The organism is Pseudomonas sp. 5P_3.1_Bac2, from assembly GCF_025465995.1.
Taxonomy (GTDB): domain Bacteria; phylum Pseudomonadota; class Gammaproteobacteria; order Pseudomonadales; family Pseudomonadaceae; genus Aquipseudomonas.
Window position 1 is genome coordinate 107,209 of the sequence record NZ_JANLNY010000027.1, and the last position, 19,092, is coordinate 126,300.

At 56.3% G+C, this 19,092-nt stretch carries 14 protein-coding genes and 1 other RNA gene; 7 read left to right on the forward strand and 8 right to left on the reverse strand.

Annotated features, from left to right (window positions below; translation table 11 throughout):
* Window positions 1-36: 36 nt before the first annotated feature.
* Window positions 37-1,758, reverse strand: a complete 1,722-nt coding sequence (gene ybaL, locus NTD81_RS17120) for a YbaL family putative K(+) efflux transporter (protein WP_262183877.1) — start codon at window positions 1,756-1,758, stop codon at window positions 37-39.
* Window positions 1,759-2,190: 432 nt separating this feature from the next.
* Entirely contained in the window at window positions 2,191-2,532 is a 342-nt protein-coding gene (locus tag NTD81_RS17125; RefSeq protein ID WP_262183878.1) for an FKBP-type peptidyl-prolyl cis-trans isomerase, read from the reverse strand.
* A gap of 190 nt (window positions 2,533-2,722) precedes the next feature.
* Between NTD81_RS17125 and NTD81_RS17130 the strand changes: the two genes are divergently transcribed.
* Complete coding sequence (locus NTD81_RS17130; protein ID WP_262183880.1) at window positions 2,723-3,739, forward strand: DUF4917 family protein; 1,017 nt, start codon at window positions 2,723-2,725, stop codon at window positions 3,737-3,739.
* A gap of 3 nt (window positions 3,740-3,742) precedes the next feature.
* On the opposite strand, the gene NTD81_RS17135 is transcribed toward NTD81_RS17130, so the two are convergent.
* The 4 genes from NTD81_RS17135 to NTD81_RS17150 all read right to left on the reverse strand — a co-directional run bounded on the left by NTD81_RS17135 (window position 3,743) and on the right by NTD81_RS17150 (window position 8,242).
* Complete coding sequence (locus NTD81_RS17135; RefSeq protein WP_262183882.1) at window positions 3,743-4,045, reverse strand: ribbon-helix-helix domain-containing protein; 303 nt, start codon at window positions 4,043-4,045, stop codon at window positions 3,743-3,745.
* Between the two features lie 62 nt (window positions 4,046-4,107).
* On the reverse strand, window positions 4,108-4,689 hold the full coding sequence (locus NTD81_RS17140) for a DJ-1/PfpI family protein (RefSeq protein ID WP_262183884.1): 582 nt from the start codon (window positions 4,687-4,689) through the stop codon (window positions 4,108-4,110).
* A 103-nt stretch (window positions 4,690-4,792) separates the two neighbouring features.
* Window positions 4,793-5,206: a hypothetical protein gene (locus tag NTD81_RS17145; RefSeq protein WP_262183885.1), complete on the reverse strand. Its 414-nt coding sequence runs from the start codon at window positions 5,204-5,206 to the stop codon at window positions 4,793-4,795.
* A gap of 120 nt (window positions 5,207-5,326) precedes the next feature.
* Window positions 5,327-8,242: an ATP-binding protein gene (locus NTD81_RS17150; protein ID WP_262183886.1), complete on the reverse strand. Its 2,916-nt coding sequence runs from the start codon at window positions 8,240-8,242 to the stop codon at window positions 5,327-5,329.
* 144 nt (window positions 8,243-8,386) lie between these two features.
* On the opposite strand from NTD81_RS17150, the gene ssrA reads away from it, so the two are divergent.
* The 6 genes from ssrA (at window position 8,387) to NTD81_RS17180 (ending at window position 14,261) form a co-directional block, all read left to right on the forward strand.
* Window positions 8,387-8,772: a transfer-messenger RNA gene (gene ssrA / locus NTD81_RS17155) on the forward strand.
* A gap of 166 nt (window positions 8,773-8,938) precedes the next feature.
* Window positions 8,939-10,177, forward strand: coding sequence for a tyrosine-type recombinase/integrase (locus tag NTD81_RS17160; RefSeq protein WP_262183887.1), 1,239 nt, complete (start codon window positions 8,939-8,941; stop codon window positions 10,175-10,177).
* 74 nt (window positions 10,178-10,251) lie between these two features.
* Window positions 10,252-11,040 carry a hypothetical protein gene (locus tag NTD81_RS17165; RefSeq protein ID WP_262183888.1) on the forward strand — a complete coding sequence of 263 codons (789 nt, stop codon included), beginning with the start codon at window positions 10,252-10,254 and terminating at the stop codon, window positions 11,038-11,040.
* 72 nt (window positions 11,041-11,112) lie between these two features.
* Window positions 11,113-11,334, forward strand: coding sequence for a helix-turn-helix transcriptional regulator (locus tag NTD81_RS17170; protein WP_262183890.1), 222 nt, complete (start codon window positions 11,113-11,115; stop codon window positions 11,332-11,334).
* 198 nt (window positions 11,335-11,532) lie between these two features.
* Complete coding sequence (locus NTD81_RS17175; RefSeq protein ID WP_262183892.1) at window positions 11,533-13,965, forward strand: toprim domain-containing protein; 2,433 nt, start codon at window positions 11,533-11,535, stop codon at window positions 13,963-13,965.
* Window positions 13,965-14,261, forward strand: a complete 297-nt coding sequence (locus NTD81_RS17180; protein ID WP_262183893.1) for a hypothetical protein — start codon at window positions 13,965-13,967, stop codon at window positions 14,259-14,261. Before NTD81_RS17175 ends, NTD81_RS17180 begins: the two co-directional genes overlap by 1 nt.
* A gap of 697 nt (window positions 14,262-14,958) precedes the next feature.
* Here the strand turns inward: NTD81_RS17180 and NTD81_RS17185 are convergent.
* Window positions 14,959-15,870: a restriction endonuclease gene (locus NTD81_RS17185; RefSeq protein ID WP_262183894.1), complete on the reverse strand. Its 912-nt coding sequence runs from the start codon at window positions 15,868-15,870 to the stop codon at window positions 14,959-14,961.
* Window positions 15,871-15,896: 26 nt separating this feature from the next.
* Window positions 15,897-19,082, reverse strand: coding sequence for a type I restriction endonuclease subunit R (locus NTD81_RS17190; RefSeq protein ID WP_262183895.1), 3,186 nt, complete (start codon window positions 19,080-19,082; stop codon window positions 15,897-15,899).
* Window positions 19,083-19,092: the final 10 nt, after the last annotated feature.

Sequence of the window (19,092 nt, forward strand, 5' to 3'; positions counted from 1 at the left end):
CCAAGTGCCGGGTTTGTTGTTTATGCCTCAAGCCTTTTAGTGGGCCTTGTGCCCGTCTGCCGACTTATCCAGCAAGGTCGCCAGGATATGCGCCTTCATCCCCCGCGCCAGCTCTTCTTCATCGAAGAACACCTGCCCCAAACCGTCCTTACGGAAGATTTCCACCGCATCCGGGCTATGGGTACGGATCACCACCTCGATCTTCGGATTGAGCATGCGCGCGGTCTCCACCATGCGCTGCACATTCATGGGGTCTGGCGTGGCGATCACCAGCATGGCCGCATCGGCGATGTGGGCCTGAATCAGCGTGCCCGGCTCAGCGGAGTCACCACTGACCGCGACCAAGCCCTGATTACGGATCTGCTCCACGCGCTCGCGCTTCTGCTCCACCACCACAAAGGGAATATTGCGCTCGCCCAAGCTACGGGTGATGCGCCGGCCGACACGGCCGTAACCGACCACCACCACCTGGCCTTTGAGGTACTTGCGCTCGGTCGTCATCGGCAGCACGGCCAAGGGGTCTTCGCGATGCTCGAGCTTACGGGCAAAGGCCGAACGACGCAGAGCCAGTTCTTTCAGCGGTTTGACCAAAGCAAACACCGCCGGGTTAAGCGCAATGGAGATCAGGGCACCGGCCAGCACCAAGCTCATGCCCTCTTGCGGCAACAAGCCTAAGGTCAGGCCGAGGCCGGCGAGAATAAAGGAGAACTCACCGATCTGCGCCAAGCTGGCCGCCACGGTTAATGCGGTGTTCAGCGGATAGCGGAAGGCCAAAACCAGCACCGCCGCCGCCAGGGTTTTACCGATCACGATCACCGCCACCACCGACAGCACATGCAACGGCTCGTTGATCAGCACCATGGGGTCAAACAGCATGCCCACCGATACGAAGAACAACACCGCAAAGGCATCGCGCAGCGGCAACGACTCCTCCGCCGCCCGGTGGCTCAGATCCGACTCACGCATCACCATGCCGGCAAAGAACGCGCCCAAGGCAAAGGACACATGGAACAGATAGGCCGCGCCGTAGGCGATCCCAATCGCCGCTGCCACCACCGACAGGGTGAACAGCTCACGGGAGCCGGTCTTGGCCACATGCATCAACATCCACGGCAGAATACGCCGCCCGGCCACCAGCATCACGGCCAGGAACACAGCCACCAGCAGCAGGGTTTTGCCCAGGGTGTACCACAGCGGATCGCCGCTGGTGTCGACCGCCGTGGTGCTGCCCAGCACGCCAGCCAAGGGCGGCAGCAAGACCAGCACCAGTACGGTAACCAGGTCTTCGACCACCAGCCAACCCACAGCGATGCGGCCGTTCATGGAGTCGAGAATGCCCCGCGACTCCAAGGCTTTAAGCAGTACCACGGTACTGGCACAAGACAGCGACAAGCCAAACACAATGCCCGCGCCGACGCTCCATTCCCACCAATAATGCGCGATACCAAAGCCCAAGGCCGTGGCCAAGCCCATTTGCACCACCGCGCCAGGCAAGGCGATCTTCTTCACGGAGAGCAGATCATCCAGCGAGAAATGCAGGCCCACGCCGAACATCAGCAGCATTACGCCGATCTCGGACAACTGCGAGGCCAAGTGCATATCCGCAACAAATCCCGGCGTGGCTGGCCCGGCCAAAATCCCGGCGCAGAGGTAGCCAATTAAGGCTGGCAACTTCAACTTCTCGGCAATAAAGCCAAAGATCAAGGCCAAGCCAAAACCACCCGCTAGGGTAGTGATTAGGGAAATGTTGTGCTCCATCCAAAGTCCTCAATTAACTGATACGCGGGCAAACAGGCAGGTAGGGGCAAATCGGGTTAATGCAGTGCCAGGTAGGTTACAAACAGTCTGCGAGCGCAGGTCAAACGAGGCGAAAAGCGATGGGCAAACGCCATTTACGAACGGTAAATGAGCGCTGCGAATCGGTTTTCAACGAAGTATTGGCAAGCGCAGGCACATGACGTGCACAACCTAGAAGGCAAACCCGCAACGACCAACTCATTGAGCCGAACTAAATGATCCTTGCTGTCGCAGGCATAAGCCTGCAACAGAAGGATGACACTGTTATTAATATCGTAAGTGAATATTAAAGAATGATTTTAGATCAATTAAAAATTTGATTCTTGATATGACAAACCTTGGCAAAGCATGCAATTACGCTGCCGATCAGCCTCTGACCCCATGATTCACTGGTTAATCATCACGCGTCAGGACTTCGAGCAGCTCTACTTCGAAGATCAAATTGGAGTGTGGCTTAATTAACGCACCAAATTGGCGCTCGCCATAAGCCAGATGCGCAGGCACATACAACTTGCGCTTGCCACCCACGCGCATCCCCATCAGGCCTTGATCCCAGCCTTTAATCACGCGGCCCGTGCCGATCACGCATTGGAAGGGTTTGCCGCGCTCGTAGGACGAATCAAATTTACGACCATCCTCTAAGTAACCATCGTACTGGGTGGTGATCAGGGCACCTTTCACCACGGCTTTGCCCTCGCCTACTTGAATATCTTCAATGCGTAATTCGTCGCTCATCTTGTCTTTACTCCATCGTTGATCCCAGCAACACCGCCTAGGCACAGATCTTGTCCTGCTATTCAGAGCATAGACAGTGTCGTTATTGGCCGGCGCCCTAAGTGCTAAGAAGCTTGCTAAGTGGCGCCGAGACACGCCGGGCGCATGATAAAGTCGCGACCTGTCTCAGCGCTGGCGAAGAACTTTACCCATGCAAACCTTGGCATTTGCCGATCAACTCGAAGACTGGAGCAGCCTTCGCGCCAGTATCGAGATTCCCGACTTGTTAATCGGCAACGGCGCCAGCCTCGCGGTGTGGCGGCCGTTTGCCTATTTTTCCTTGTTTGAAGAAGCGCAAACCACCCGTAACCGCCCTTTAAGCCCCACCGAACTGAGTGTGTTCCGCGCTCTGGACAGCAGCATTTTCGAGCAGGCACTAACCGCCCTGCGTGCCAGCATCCGGGTCAATGCGGCGCTGACGATTAACTCCTCGTCACCGCGCCATCGCTACTTCGCTATTAAAGAAGCGCTGATCCACGCCGTGCGCTCGGTGCATATTCCCTGGAGCCAGATGCCGCAGGGTCACCTGGCATTGATCAACCAAGAGCTGCGCCAGTACCAGACGGTGTACAGCAGCAACTATGACCTGCTCACCTACTGGGCCGTGCTGCAAAGCCCGGAGGCATTCGATCCGATATTCAACGCTGCCGACAGCAGCTTTAGCAGCGCCGACACGCCAAGCAAAGCCGCGCTGACCCGCGTGCTGTACGTACACGGCGGCATGCACCTGGTGAAAAACAGCGACAACTCGGCCCGCCAACTGCACTCCTCGGAGAGCACCCTGCTGGCCAGCTTCGCCATCAACCAATTAGGCGATATTCCGTTGTTTGTGAACGAGGACAGCGCGGCCAATAAACTGCGCGCCATTCGCAGCTCGGACTATCTGTCGTTTGCCTACAACCAACTGGCGCAAAGCAAAAGGGCAATGGCGATTTTTGGCCACAGTTTGGGCCAGCAGGATCAGCACTTAGTCGAGGCGATTCGCCAGGCACGGCCGCAAACCCTGGCCATATCGATCTACCCGCACAACGCCGGTTTTATCACTCAGCAGCAACAGCACTACGCCAGTTTGTTTGCTGAGTTACCGATCAACCTGCGTTTTTACAATGCCCTGAGTCACCCACTGGGCAACCCGGCACTGCGCGTCACGCCGCCGAGCAAGCTATAACAGTTACTGAGCGGCGCTGCGGACCAGGCTCAGTTCCACACTGGGCCGCCGCTGGCTTAGATAGCGAGTACAACTGACGCGCAGGAAAGAGGCAAAGTTAACCACCTCACCGCGATAGTCCATGACTTCGTCGTAGAGCTTGCTGATCAGTTGGTTGGTGGTCATGCCATCCACTTCAGCAATCTCGCGCAGGATGTCCCAAAACTGGTTCTCCAGGCGCAAGGTGGTCACCACGCCCCGAATACGCAGCGAGCGGGCGCGGGACTCATAGAGAATCGGATCGGCCTTTACATACAACTCACACACGGCGCCACTCCTCTGCTGATCGATAACCCGCGCCGAGACTGAGCCCGGCGCGGGGTTACACCTTACAAGCTGATTTGCGTACCCAGCACGCCCAAGAAGGCCGCCAACCAGTTGGGATGGGCCGGCCACGCCGGGGCAGTGACCAAATTGCCCTGCACATGGGCTTGATCGACGCCGATATCGATAAACCGTCCACCGGCTAAACGCACCTCCGGCGCACAGGCCGGGTAAGCGCTGCACTCACGATCACGCAACACATCAGCCGCCGCCAGCAGCTGCGCACCATGGCACACCGCCGCAATCGGCTTAGCGGCTTTATCGAAGGCTTGCACCAGGGCAATCACCTCAGCATTCAAGCGCAGGTATTCAGGCGCGCGCCCACCCGGAATCACCAGAGCGTCATAAGCCTCAGCCTTAACTTGGCTGAAATCGAAGTTCAGCGCGAAGTTATGCCCCGGCTTCTCGCTGTAGGTTTGCTCGCCTTCAAAGTCATGAATCGCGGTGCGCACGCTGCTGCCGGCGGGCTTGCCCGGGCACACGGCATGCACCTGGTGACCGACCATCTGCAGGGCCTGGAAAGGCACCATTACTTCGTAGTCTTCGACGTAGTCGCCGACCAGCATCAAAATCTTTTTCGCGGCCATGTGCTCGCTCCCTAAAGTGAGTTAACCAGCCCGAAGTGTCGGCCTAAAACAGCAGTACCGGGTAATAACCCGGTACTACAGAGGACACTGCCGGGCCTGCCGGTTACTCCAGCACTTCCTCATCGCGTTGCAACACGTAGATCAGGCCCGTGTCGTCTTCGACATAATCGTGCACGTAGTACATCACCACCTCACCCAAGCTTGGCTGCGCGGCGACATAGTCACCGATATCGGCACTGAAATAGGTCTTGCTGCCAGGGCTGGCCTCGCACTCGATGCGGGCGTTGACGAACAGCTCAGGCGCGCTGTCGGCAAAGTACTCTTCGCGCTCCAGCGCATCCCAATCGGCCGGCGCCTCAAAGGCGCCAAGAAACAGCACTTTGGCATCCCCCAGATCCTGTTCCTCTGCCTCGGGGTCGTGCTCATCGGCGCGATATACCGTGCAGTTCTGCGCTTGGGGGTTATGCAAAATGGCCAAACGAGCCGCCAGCTGTTGCTCAGTATTTAAAGTAGACATAGCGCTCTCCGAGCCCGTGGCGTGTAAAGCCTTAACCATAGGCTAAGGCGCGATAAATAAATCAGCTTTGCGACTAGTAGCGCTGCTAGCCCTGAGCCAGCAGCGCCCCAGCACACGCAGCTATAGCGCATGACTCAGTAAATGAATAGCTTGGCTGCGAATTTGTGCCAGGTTAATTGGCTTGGCCAAGCAGGCTTGCGCACCCCGAGCGCAAGCCTGCTCAAACAGCGTTTTATCCGCAGCGGCACTGATGACCAAGACCGGCACCGTCTGTAAGCGCGCCGTGCTGCGCATCATATCCAGTACCTGCAAACCGTCGCCGTCAGGCAAATCCAAATCCAGCAGCACCAACGTCGGCGTGTAATGCTCAAGCTCAGCCAGCGCCAGCTGTAAGGAGCCAACGCCACGTACGTTGGCGATATCACGCAAGGCTTCCTGCACCAGTTTCAGACTGGCGGGGTGATCCTCCACACACAGCACATTGGCCAACACCTTGGGCTGCAGCGCTGGCGCATTGGGCTGCGTCTCATCAGCACCGGCAGGCGCGGCCGCACTAGGCAGATCGATCCAGAACCGGCTGCCTAAGCCCACGGTGCTGGTGAAGCCGATTTCACCGCCCATCAAGTGGGCTAACTCACGACTGAGCACCAAGCCGATACCCGTGCCAGGAATACTCGAATTCTCCCGGCCCAAGCGCTGGAATGGCTGGAACAGATTGCCCTGCTGCTCGCGGCTCAGGCCCGTACCGCTGTCCTCAACCCACAGCCTGACGCAATCAGGACGCACCTCGTAGCCCACCCGCACCATGCCATTGGCGACGTTGTACTTGATCGCATTGGACAGCAGGTTGAGCAGCACCTGACGCAAGCGGCGCAAGTCAGCCTGTACATACAGGCCAACATCGGGCTCAGCTAACACCTCAAGCTGCAGCTGGCGTTGCTGCACTTGCGGCTGGATCAATTCGCCGCAACTGCGCAACATGTCGGCCACTGCCACGGGTTGCAAGTTGATTTGCTGACGGCTGTTTTCAATGCTCGACAGGTCGAGAATCTCGTCGACTAACGAGGTCAGATGGCGACTGGCATTGATGATTTCCCGCGCGTAATCCGCCTCGGCTTTGGCCTCAGGGCGGCCCTGCACTTCCATCTCGATCAACTGGCCAAAACCGTAAATAGCATTGAGCGGCGTGCGCAGTTCATGGCTCATGCTGGACAGGAAACGGCTCTTGGCCTGGCTCGCCGCCTGAGCATCCTGGGTGGCGCGACGTAGTTCGTCCTGCACCCGCTTGAGTCGGGAAATATCGACGTAGGTACCAGCGATATTAACGAGATGCCCTTCGCTGTCGCGCTCCAGCACCCGCCCGCGACTGAGCAGCCACACATACTCACCGTTGGCATCAGCAAAACGGTACTCGGCCTCGAACTGATCCTCGCCACTGTAGGCAAACAAACCGCGCAGCTGGCTAATCCGCTGCTGATCGTTGGGGTGCATGCGCTGGTTGTATTCACGCAATGGCAAGGTGCTGGCCGCCAGGCCAAAGCGCTCGATAAAGCGCTGACTGAGGGTGATGGTCTCAGCCTCGATATCGATGGTCCACAAACTCTCCGTGGTGCTTTGCAACACCACATCGAGAATCCGCTGCGCCTCCAGACGCTGTGCCTCACTGGCCTGCAACTGCTCGCCGGTGTGCAGCACGGCATCGGCCATGTGGGCTAATTCTTTGATTGGGGTTACCGGTGCATTTGGCTGAAACTCGCCTCGGCCTAAGCCACACATCATGCCCACGATGCCATCAATGGGTTGCACCAGTTGTTCGCTCAAGCGCCTTGAGCGCAGCCACATCCACGCGAAAAACAGCAGGTAAAACAGCAGCAAGCCAGCAATCAACCAGTAACCAATCTTCTGATAATGGTTGGCCAGGCGATTGGTCTCGTGGAAGATGTTTTGCTCATCCACCACCAGCAGCAGCTTCCAGCCGGTTTGTGGAATCTCACTCCAGGCCACCAGCTGTTTACGGCCACCGAGCAGCACTTCCTGCACATTGTCACGGCCCTCCTCCATGGCACGCAACACGGGCTGCATTTCCCGGTGTTTGCTCAGTTTGAAGTCTTCTGGCTTGAGAATTTCCCGGCGCACCGCTTCAGCGTAGGAGTAGCCTGTCAGCTCGTTGAGGCCGAAGTCCTCTTCACCGGCGCGGGGCAAAGCCAGAATGCGATTATCGCGCCCGACCAACACCGCATAGCCCTGCCACGGCACATCCAACTCACCGATGTCGTTAAGGATCTGCCCCACGGTGATATCCAGGCCGACCACCCCCTCCAGAAAATCACCGCGATACACCGGCGCCACCGCCGAGACCATCCAGCCCATGCCGGCGGGGTCCACATACACTTCGGTCCAGGCCACATTGCGCTGCGGGTTGTGCTTGGCATCGGCGAGGTAATAGAAGTTGTAGTCCGGTATCACCATGTCATGGGGATACTGTTTTTGCGGGCGAAAAAACGGGTAGATGCGGTTGTAGCTGTCGAAGGTGTTGAAATAACTGGAGGCGACCCGCGGATTGACCTCACTGATCGAACGCATCAACGGATCAAGCTGCGACAGGCGCAGCGCCTTAGCGTGATCCTGCTGAGCCAGTGGCGTGCTGTTGGCATAAAAGGAAGCCGCCCGGCCATCATCTGTACGGCTATAAAACACCCCACTGGGCGTGGTGGTGTGACGCTTAATCTCGATTGCGTCGGGCTCAAAGGCGCTGTTATTCAGCGCCGTTAGCGTGGCATCACGGAATAATTTGACCTGGCTTTCAACCGAGCGCAGGCCCACATCAATCACCTGCCCCTCGCGCTTAACTGCCGCCGACAGACTATCCAACGCACCCTGCTGCAAGTGTTCAACCTGCGCATCACGGATCGCCGTGTTGCTCCACAAGTACGCAGCAATCAGCACCGACTCCACTAAAATCAGCGGAATCAGCGCACTTTGGGCAAACGCCCGCCAGATCCAACGACGTAAAGGAAAACTAGAAGCCAACGGCATTCAAGACTCTCATCCAGAGAAAAGTGGGTGCACTATGGCGCAATCATAGCGCAGCGACATAGAGGGGCTCGTCTGACAATTGCCGGGTCGACTCGGCGCAACCTTTGGCGTACACTCTCGCCCCAGTGACACCACGAAAGTTTTGGGGCCGATTAGGATTCGACGCCGGTAGCAAAACTTGAGGGGCATGCCGAGTTGGTGACAGAACTCGTAAATCCACTGTTGCAAACTCTATAATTGCCAATGATGACAATTACGGTGCTCAACTAGCTGCGTAAGCAGCCTAGCGCACTTCTGGTAGCTTCGGCTCCAGCAATCACTAGGGGATGTCTGTAAACCCGAAATGATTGTCAGATAGAACAGAATCGTCGCCTAGTACGTTGTGGACGAAGCGACTAAATCTTACACAACTCGCCCAAAGCACCCTGCCCGTCGGGCGGCCAAGGGTTAACTTAGTAGACACGGCTAAGCATGTAGAACCGATAGCGGAGTTCTGGCGGACGGGGGTTCAAATCCCCCCGGCTCCACCAAATGCACGTTTTCACATGTTCCCACATGGCTGAAAACCCCCTTATAAGCCCCGCCTAGTGCGGGGCTTCTTGTTTCTGCACGTATCCTCATGCATCCCTATAGCATTGCCCCTCATGTATCCCGGCGTGTATCCTTTTCGAAAAGGTGAACCAAGGGGATACACGGTTGAAGCGTGGCGAAATTAAGAAACGCCCAATGGCTGACACCGTGTTGGCTAGTTTGGAGGCGGACGCCAAGGAATACCGCGAGCTGGATGGCGATGGTCTTTATCTGCGCGTGAAGCCTGATGGCTCCAAATCATGGCAATTGCGCTACAAAAAACCAGGTGGCCAATGGTCATGGCTGGGGCTTGGGAGCTATGGCAAAGGTGAGCATCAGCTCACCGGTGAGCAGGCCCGCAAAAAGGTCCGTGAACTGCGCGATGCAACAGCCAAAGACGGCAGTCTGCTGGCCACAAAACAAGCCAAGAAGACTGCCGAGGCGGAAGCTGCGAACAACACCTTCGAGCACCTCGCCCGCGAGTGGTACGGCACCAAACGTAAAACGTGGTCAGACGGCACGGCGGTTCGCACCATCGGCGCATTGGAAAAGCACGTGTTTCCGGTATTAGGCAAACGTCCTTACACGAGCATTACACCCATGGAGTGGATGCAGTTCCTGCGTGATATGGAACAGACCGGCATCGTGGAGCAAACCAGCCGAGTTCGAGGCATGTGCCGAGAAATCTACGACCTGGCTCGCGTCACCGGCCGAGCGACGCATAACCCGCTCGAGGGCTTGCACAAGTTTTTGCTAACCAAGCCAGTCGAAAATTTTGCCCATGTATCCCTAGATGAGTTTCCCGCGCTGCTGCGTGCGATCCAGGCTTACCCGCATGCCCCTGATGTGCGGATCGGGCTGCGCTTACTGAGCATGCTCGCATGCCGCCCTTCAGAGTTGCGCGAAGCCAGTTGGAAGGAGTTCGACCTCGATACTTGCCAATGGCTTATCCCTGCCGAGCGCATGAAACGCCGTCGCGAGCACCTCGTGCCGTTACCAACTCAAGCAGTTGCGCTCTTGAGAGAGCTGCACAACCTCACCGGCAGCTATCCATTGCTTTTCCCCGGTCGCGGGAATACTACAAAAGCGCGCTCCAACACAGTCTTCCTGATGGCCCTGCGCCGTCTTGGTTACGAAGGCCGCCAAACCGGCCACGGTTTTCGACATCTAGCCAGCACGATCCTTAACGAAAACGGCTTCGACTCGCAGCACGTCGAGGCCCAGCTGTCTCACGTAAAAGAGGGTGTTCGGGGCGTCTACGACAAAAGCACATACCTGGAGCAACGCAAGGTGATGATGCAATGGTATGCCGACTATCTAGACAAGCTGGCTGCTGGAAATGTGGTCGAGTTAAAGCGTGCCTAACCCAACCAATGACCGCCTTCGCCTAATAACAGCCAACACTCTGATGAAGATGGTTCTACAGGAAAAAATAATAAATGAACTGGCTCCAAAGAACAAAACCGTGGCTGACATTAATCGACGCAGCGACATATCTAGCTGATAAAACAGGAGTAAGAGTTGATGAGGCTGACCTACTTTTATTAGCCACCGAAGGAAAACTACGTATATCCGCTCGTTTTACTGCTCCAGTTTCCGCAGTAGTGGGAACAATTATCGAGCCGTTCTCAGACGGCATCCATGATTTTGTCGAAGAAGAGCAGCACCCCCTATCCCCTGGTATTGAGGGTACTTTTGAATTGCGGATTATTGATGAGCTAATAACGACCAGGCTGAACTCAAAAGGAGAAATTGAAAGCCGAGTACTCGGCTTAGAGTTCAATACTTCCGACCCCAAACGCGTGGTGCGCATAAACACCCTAGTTCTCCCCCCGACGGCACACTGGGTCATTGAAACCAGCGCCTTACTGGCTTTCACTCGCGAACATGGAATATGCAACGCAGATAATTTGCCCGAGATAGCAGGGTTGCCATCCAAAACTGATGAAGAAATAAGCCCAGTCTCGGGCGAAAACGATGAGCCATACGTCCCGAAGTACATTTGTCAAGAGACGGCCATACTAGATGCGTTACATGCACTTGGTTACATCCCGGAAAACTTGCCTAAAAACATACCGGGCAGGCCTGGAATCAAGAGATGCATATGGGAGAAGCTCGCTAGCCGCCGTGATCTTTTTTCGGATAAGACGTTCAATAAGGCTTGGGAACGGCTTCGATCTGACAAACGTATTGCAGATAAAGGCAGTGCCATTACTACCCCAAAATAGGGGACAGGGGGATAGTTGCGCGGGGGGATACCCTAGGCAGGAGTATTACGTCACCTTTAAGGAGACGTAGAAATGCATCCATATACCAATAGCAACAAAGCACTTATCCGCCAGTCAGCGCTTTGCGCCTGGCTCGACCTGTCCCGCTCAGGCCTGAACAAACTCCGCAAGAAAGATCCTACCTTCCCGAAGCCGATCAAGGATGGTGAAGCTCGTCAAGCCGCCGCGTTCTATGTGTTCGCCGAAGTGGAGGCCTGGCTCCAAGCCAAGATCGCAAAGAGGGATGCCGCATGAAAAAGCCCGCGCGGCACAAACAAAAAACCAGCGATGACCTCAAGGAAGCGTCTGAGTCGGAGCCTCTATGACCTCAGCCACTCAATACTTTTTGACTGATACCGTCCGCAAGCTGGGCACCATGCCCCGACAACTATTCGCAGGCCTAACGCGCACACCGACCGGCATCGTCATCCCCGTCGAACCGAGACCTTAAAAATGAATAATCAAAACGTCGCAAACGCGACGACGGATTCATTCGGCCTAGATTCCTTGATGGGGCCTGTAGCACGTCATCTTTTAGGCGAGCCGAATGCGGTATTGAGCAAAGCCAGTGAGCTGCGTTTCGGCAATCACGGTTCGCTCGCGGTGGATCTAAACAAAGGCGTCTGGCACGACCACGAGTGTGGCGTCGGCGGTGGTGTGTTCGACTTAATCAGTAGGGAAACGGGCATCGTCACTCGTTCTGGGCAGTTGAGCTGGCTGGAAAAGTGCGGTTTGAAAGAGCCGCAGTCGAAGCCCGTACCAGTAAGACCAAAAGTCGTACCGAAGCCGAAAATAGAAACCACTTATGCCTACGAGGACGAGAAAAGCCAGCTGCTGTTCGAAGTAGTCCGGTTTGACCCAAAGGACTTTCGTCAGCGTAAGCCGGACGGTAAAGGCGGTTGGATCTGGTCGGTTAAGGGTGTACGTCAGATCCCCTATCGCCTGCCGCAACTGCTGGACGCGCCTCCGGAACAAACTGTGTTCGTCGTAGAGGGCGAAAAAGACGTGCTGAGCTTGGAGTCACTCGGCCTCGTCGCAACCTGCAATGCAGGCGGCGCTGGCAAGTGGCCAGATACGTTCAACGAGCACTTCATTGGGCGTAGTGTGGTCATCCTTGCCGACAATGACGAGCCCGGCCGCAAGCACGCCAGCAAGGTGGCCGCCAACCTGAATCTAGTGACTCAAGCCAACATACTATGTCTACCTAATCTGCCGCCTAAGGGTGACGTGTCTGACTGGTTGGATGCTGGAGGCACCGTCGAGCAGCTCCTGCAATTAATGGTCGCACCCGACAACCACCTGCCAAAGTACAGCGTTGCAGTCGAAGAACATTTCGAACCAAGCGAAGATGAAAAGCAGAGCCAAGCATCTCAACTGGTCAAGTTCGTCGAGCAACGCTTCGAGCTATTCCACGATCAAAATAAAGACGTATTTACCAGGGACCGCAAAACCGGCGAAGTACGCGGCTTAGGCTCTCGCCAGTTTCGTGACTGCCTACTAGCTGGCTTTTATATCGACACGGGTAAGTCGCCGCGCGATCAGTCAACCCGCGAGGCGCTGAGCACCCTGGCCGGGCTTGGGCGATTTCAAGGCGAATTTCTACAGGTTCACCTGCGCACGGCTGGATCTGATGGCGAGTATTTTCTCGACCTGGCGGCACCTGGCAGCAGTCGGGCGGTTCGCATTCAGCCTGGTGCCTGGAAGATAGTCGAGTCTCCCACTGCCATGTTTGTTAGACCTGAATCAATGCAACCACTGCCCGACCCGGTGGCCGGTGGATCTATCGATGCACTATGGCGCGTGGCAAATATTCCGACTGGCTTTCGGCTGCTGGCGCTGACCTGGCTAGTGGAGTGCCTGCGCCCCGATACGCCTTATCCGGTGGCCGAACTACTTGGTGAGCAAGGAAGTGGCAAGAGCGGCACCCAAACGGCGCTGCGAGGGTTATTTGACCCAAACGCCTGCAACCTGCGCGGCGCACCGAAGTCAGTCGAGGATATTTTCGTATCTGCCAACGCGTGCCCGGTGCTCAGCTATGAAAACGTGTCGCACCTACCTGCGCCAATGCAGGATGCGCTTTGTGTTCTGGCAACTGGTGGCGGCTACGCCAAGCGCAAGCTGTATAGCGACTGCGAAGAAAGCATCATCAGCGTGAAGCGCCCGATCATCCTCAACGGCATATCGGCATGTGTCACCGCTCAAGACCTGGTTGATCGAACGATCACCATTGAGACACCAGTTATTACCGAGCGCCTAGAAGTAACTGAACTCTGGCGCGAATACGAGGCCGAGCGCCCGCGCTTACTTGGCGCATTACTGGACATTGCGGCCAAGGCACTTGAGTTGTTGCCGGCGATGCGCATTCCTGCGGATGAACGTCCGCGTCTGGTCGAGTTCGCCCGCCTAGGCATGGCCGTTGCCGCTGCTGTCGGACATAAGCCGGCAGACTTCATTCACGAGTTCAACGCCAGTCGCACGGAAAGTTTGTCACGCACCATCGACGCCAGCCCAGTGGCCGCTGCGGTGGTGGATATGGTCGAGGCCCGTCCACTGGGGATAACTGCCCCAGTAAAAGAGATCCTCTTGTCCCTGGAGCAGTACCGTCCGACCGGCTGCGACTCATGGCCGAAGTCGCCAAAAGGCTTAGGCGATGCATTGCGTCGCGCAGCCCCCGCACTCCGCCAGACTGGAATCGAGTGCAAGTGCCTTGGCAAAGTCGGCAGCACGGTGAAGTGGGAGATAAAAAGAAATCTGCCAACACCAAGTCGTGCAAGTCGTGAAGTCGTGCAAGACGAACCAGTAACAGCCCAAGGGCACGACATGACGACATTCACGACTTCGAATCAGGAAGTTTCTTTCGATGAAGATGATATGGAGGCTTTCTGATGGGCGCTATCGACTATCTCCGCGAAAACGGTTTCAACGCCAGAGTTAAAGGCAATCGATTAGTTGTCTCACCGTCCAGCCAGTTAACGCTAAGCCTTCGCCAGTTCATCAAGTTGCACCGTCTAGAGCTGATAGACGAAGTCTCGGCGAATGACGGCGCGACACGGAGATCGAACTGGCAGATACGCCTTCGGGGTAAATTGATCACCATGATCGATGCCCCTATGACCTATGACGAAGCACTGACTGCTGCCCACTGGCGCTGGTCTGACGCCGAAATCCAGGAGGCATTATAAAACCGTAAACACCAAGACCTTAGCTCGCACCATCGGGACACACCTTCGGGTTGCACAAGTGGCAGCCTCATCGGTCGCAGAGCAACTGGGATACCAGGGCCGAACTCAAGTTTCATTAGCAGAAAAAGGCGAGCGCATTCCGCCGTTACCAGTGCTCACTAGATACGCAAGGCTTTACGTGGTGCCATTGGACATTCTTTGTAGACTGATTGACGAACCTATTGCTGATGTAGGCGAAAACAATCAGGGATGATTCACTGACCAAGGCTGCAAAAAGCGCTCTGGTGCGCTGCTCAGTGACAGCAGGCTGTTAAGAATATCTTCAACCTCGCACGCCATAACCCAGAAACAGGAAAGCCCCAGCAAGTGGGGCTTTCGAGGGGAATCGTCGCAAGGTACCTCCTAGACCGAATACCAGCTCCGCTTTGCTGGCGTTAGAGCAGCGGCCTCTCGCGACGACTTGAAAAACTTACACCACCACGGAGATCTTGTCGAATGAATACCGTTTAGGTGCAATCCCCCCTTGAATGCGCGCACTTAAAAAACATGCAGACGCTGCCGGTTAAGGGGTTGTTCCTCGATGGGCACGCTGCCTGCCGAGCGCCTGCATCAGTACCATGAGCAAATTCGTGATGGTATTTATGTAAGAAAAACTAATGTTTTTATCGAGAAATGCCCCAAAATCCTGTTAGGGTCATCACTCCTCAGTGAAGTAATCACTGTCCAACTGTTTCACTTCGTAAACCTGCTTAACGCTCACGCCCAGGTTGTTCTCCACCATCAACCGCGCCAGCTCCACGCCGTCGATAAGCACCACTTTGATATCCAACCCTTGCGCTGCAGTTCGGGCACCATCGGAAAAGTCCGAGGTAGTGATAAACACGCCTTTGCGCGCCCGATGACGAGTCAGGGCTCCAATGAACTTGTCGATCTCCGGGCGATGTACCGTATTAGTCCAGCGCTTGGCTTGCAGGTAGATCACGTCGAGACCGAGCTTGTCCTCCTTGATGATGCCGTCGATGCCGTCATCGTTGGTCGCCTGGGTCGCCTTACCTGCTTCCTTGCGCGAGCCGCCATAACCCATGGAAATCATCAGATCGACTACCAACTGCTCAAAGAAGCTCGGCGTGGCTGCCCGTACTTGGGCCAGCAACTCATCGGCCAGCGATTGCAGTAATGCCTGATGGGCCTCGGCCAACTGTTCGTCCGGCGTAGTCTCGGTAATATCCACTTGCTGCGCTTCTAGCACATCAACCGCTTGCTGTTTGGCTGTATGGAAGTCAGCAAACTCCGGGAACTGCTTCAACCAACTTATTGTTATGCGCTCCGGACCACTGACCAAAGCGTCGCGCCCCCGCGCAGTGATCTGCACCATGCCCCTGGCCGGAATGCACAGCAACCCTGCTTTATTCAGGTAAGTACGCGCCCACCCCACGCGGTTGTTAATCACCGTTTGATGGCCCGATGGCAAACGCTCTTTGCGCTCCTCCTCAGTCAGCTGAAACTGATCCGCTACCCGCTCGCGTAATTCATTAAGCTCCAGCGCTGCACCGTTCTGCACGGTGGCCAGCACAGGTCGCATAACGCTTTGAAAATCTGGAATTGCCATGCTTAGCGCCCCACCTCAGCAGTCCTTCAAATACGGTTTTGACCGCGTTGATCAACCCCACCAACGGCCGTCAGCATCTTCAAAATCACCAATGCAAAAGCCCGACTTTTGGTTTCGTTATCCAATACTTCCAGTGACAGCTTCTCGTGGTCAGTCATAGCGTCCAGCACGGTATCCAGCACCCGTTTAGGGAACAGACCGTGCATCACCTGCTCCACCGAATGGTTGCTGACCTGAGCCATCACATCGTCTTGACGGCTGATGCGGTTGGCTATGCCTGTGAGGAATTGCAGCTGGTCTTCATCGCTTACTTCGGCGCCGAAGATACCGTTTAGCGCCTCAATGATTTCTGACAGGCGTTTCTTCTCTGGGTCATGGGGCTTGCCGGTACCCACATCCGTACCCGGCTTAAGAGTGTGCTCGCCCTCTTCCTCGCTCAAGCGCAGTTGCTGTTGTTTTTGCTTTGTTAAGCGGTAGTGGGTCAACTTCAACTCGCCTATATCAACGTCGGCTTGATCTAAGCGGTCCACACGCAACAGCGGATACAACTCATGGGCATAAACACTCAGCATCTCCAACTCTCGATCCTCATAAGGGACGATCTGCGAGAGAAACTCGTACAGACGCACAAAACTTTGCAGGTTCTTACGGAACAAATCGAGCTGATCAATCTGCTCGCCTGCTTCCTTCAACGCATGCTCAGCTTTTTTCAGGCCTGCGCTGTCGCCATTGGTTTCAGCAGTGCGCTTGTAATCCAGCGCGTGCTGGTGCGCCTCCTGCGCAAGGGCATAACGCTTGGCATAGCGCTCCTTGGCTGGCGCACAGTAATAACTGAGTTTACTGGCTGCCGCTTTGGGATCGAAGAAGGCCAGAGCAAAGGCTTCAACCTCCTGCCAGTAATAAATCCCCTCGGCGTCCAGCTTCTTTTGCAGGTCATAGATGATCTGCGGGTCAGTAACGTCGGTCAGTTCGGCCTTGGTGTAGTAAGGCAAGAAGGCGTCGAGAATGTCCTGAGGATCATTGAAGAAGTCGAGAATGAAGGTCGGCTTGCTGTCGCCAAAGGTGCGGTTTAGGCGCGACAAGGTTTGCACGCAGTCCACGCCCCGCAGCTTCTTGTCCACATACATGGCGCACAGATTGGGCTGATCGAAGCCGGTCTGGTACTTGTTGGCCGCGATCATCACATTGAAGTCTTGGGTATCGAAAGCCGCTGCCAAATCTCGACCATTCAGACCGGGATTGAGCAGGCTACTGCTTTCCGTCACTTCCTCGGGGATCACTCCGTCTGGCAGCACGCTACCGGAAAAAGCCACCAGCGGATGCACATCGGCATAGCCCATCTGCTTCACATAAGCCTGCACCGCCAACTGATAGCGCACAGCCTCCTGACGGCTGCTAGTGACCACCATGGCCTTGGCCTGGCCGCCTAGCAGGTGACGGATATTGGCGCGGAAGTGCTCCACAAGTATCTCAACCTTCTGGCTGATGTTGTGCGGATGCAGGCGTACCCAGCGCGCTAGCTTTTGCCTAGCCTTTTTCGAATCTACTTCCTCGTCATCGCCATCCGGGTGGGCGATCTTCCAGGCGGTGCTGTAGGTGGTGTAGTTCTGCAGCACATCGAGGATAAAACCTTCCTCAATGGCCTGACGCATGGAATACAGGTGGAACGCCTCGGGCTTGTTGTCGGAACTTGCCGGCAGCTCCGGATTAGCCGGGCGGCCGAACAACTCCAAGGTCTTAGCCTTGGGCGTGGCGGTAAAGGCGTAATAGCTAATGCGCTCATTAGGAGCGCGAGCGGCCACAGCGGCGTCGAGCAGATCCTCGGCGCTGACCTCCTCTGCATCCGAGGCATCACTACCGAGAATCTGCTTGAGCTTGCTGGCCGACGAGCCGGTCTGCGATGAATGCGCCTCATCGGCGATCACCGCATAGCGCCCGCTAGCCAGCTTCGGGTACTTGTCCAGCGCATCAAACAGCGCCGGGAAGGTCTGGATGGTGACGATGATGATGCGCGTCTGTTCCGCCAGTGCCTCGGCCAATTGCTCAGACTTGCTCTGGCTACCGATATCGCGGCTGATGCACTTAACCACGCCCTGGGCGTGCTCGAACTGATAAATGGTGTCCTGCAGTTGTTTATCCAGCACGGTGCGGTCGGTAATCACGATCACCGAGTTAAACAGGCGCTGGCCCTCGGCATCGTAGAGCGAGGCCAGTTGATGCGCTGTCCAAGCAATCGAGTTGGACTTGCCCGAACCTGCGCTGTGCTGGATCAGGTAACGCTTGCCCGGCCCCTCATTGCGGGTGGTCTCGATCAGCGTGTTGACCACTTCCCACTGGTGGTAACGCGGGAAGATCAGGGTTTCTTTGGTGACGCGCTTGCCGTCAGCATCTTCCTTCACGCTCTTCTGCAGATGCAGGAAGCGGCCCAACACCTTGAGCCAAGCATCCGGCTGGAACAGGCGCTGCCACAGGTATCCGGTGGCGTATTCGTTGTCGGTTTCAGGCATCGGGTTGCCGGCGCCGCCGTCGCTACTGCCCAGATTAAACGGCAAAAAGAAGGTGTCTTTACCCGCGAGCTTCGTGGTCATCGCCACCTCGCTTTGGCCCACCGCAAAATGCACCAGCGCGCCGCGCTTAAACGTCAGCAGCGGCTCGGGCTTGCGGGTGAGTGGGTCTTTAACCGGGCGATCATTGCGATACTGGCGCTTAGCGTTTTCTACCGACTGTTTGAACTCGCTTTTCAGCTCCAGCGTGGCGGTTGGGATGCCGTTGACGAATAACACCAAGTCCAAGCGTGGGTTGTAATCACCTGCCCTAAAATGCGGAGAGTAAGACACCTCCGGCACCACGCGCAGGCGGTTGCACTGGTAGCGCTTGAGAGTATCCGGGTTCATGCCGTGGTCGGGCTTGAAGCTGCACGCCTCGATCCTCACCCCCGGCAGCTTGAAGCCGTGGCGCAGCACATCCAAGGTGCCGTCCTGCTCCAGCTCGCGCACCAGTTTTTGTACCAGCACGCTTTCCGGGTTGTTTGAGTTGGCCTTGGCGAACTTGTCCCAGCGCTCCGGCCACGCCTCCTTGAAGTAACCGAGAAAGTCTTCGGTATAAAGCGCCGTGCGCCGGTCATAACCGCTGGCTGGGCCGGTGAGCCAGCCCTGGCCGATCATGGCGGTGATGATGTCTTGCTGGAATTGAGCTTCTTTACTGTCCGCCATTACACGGCCT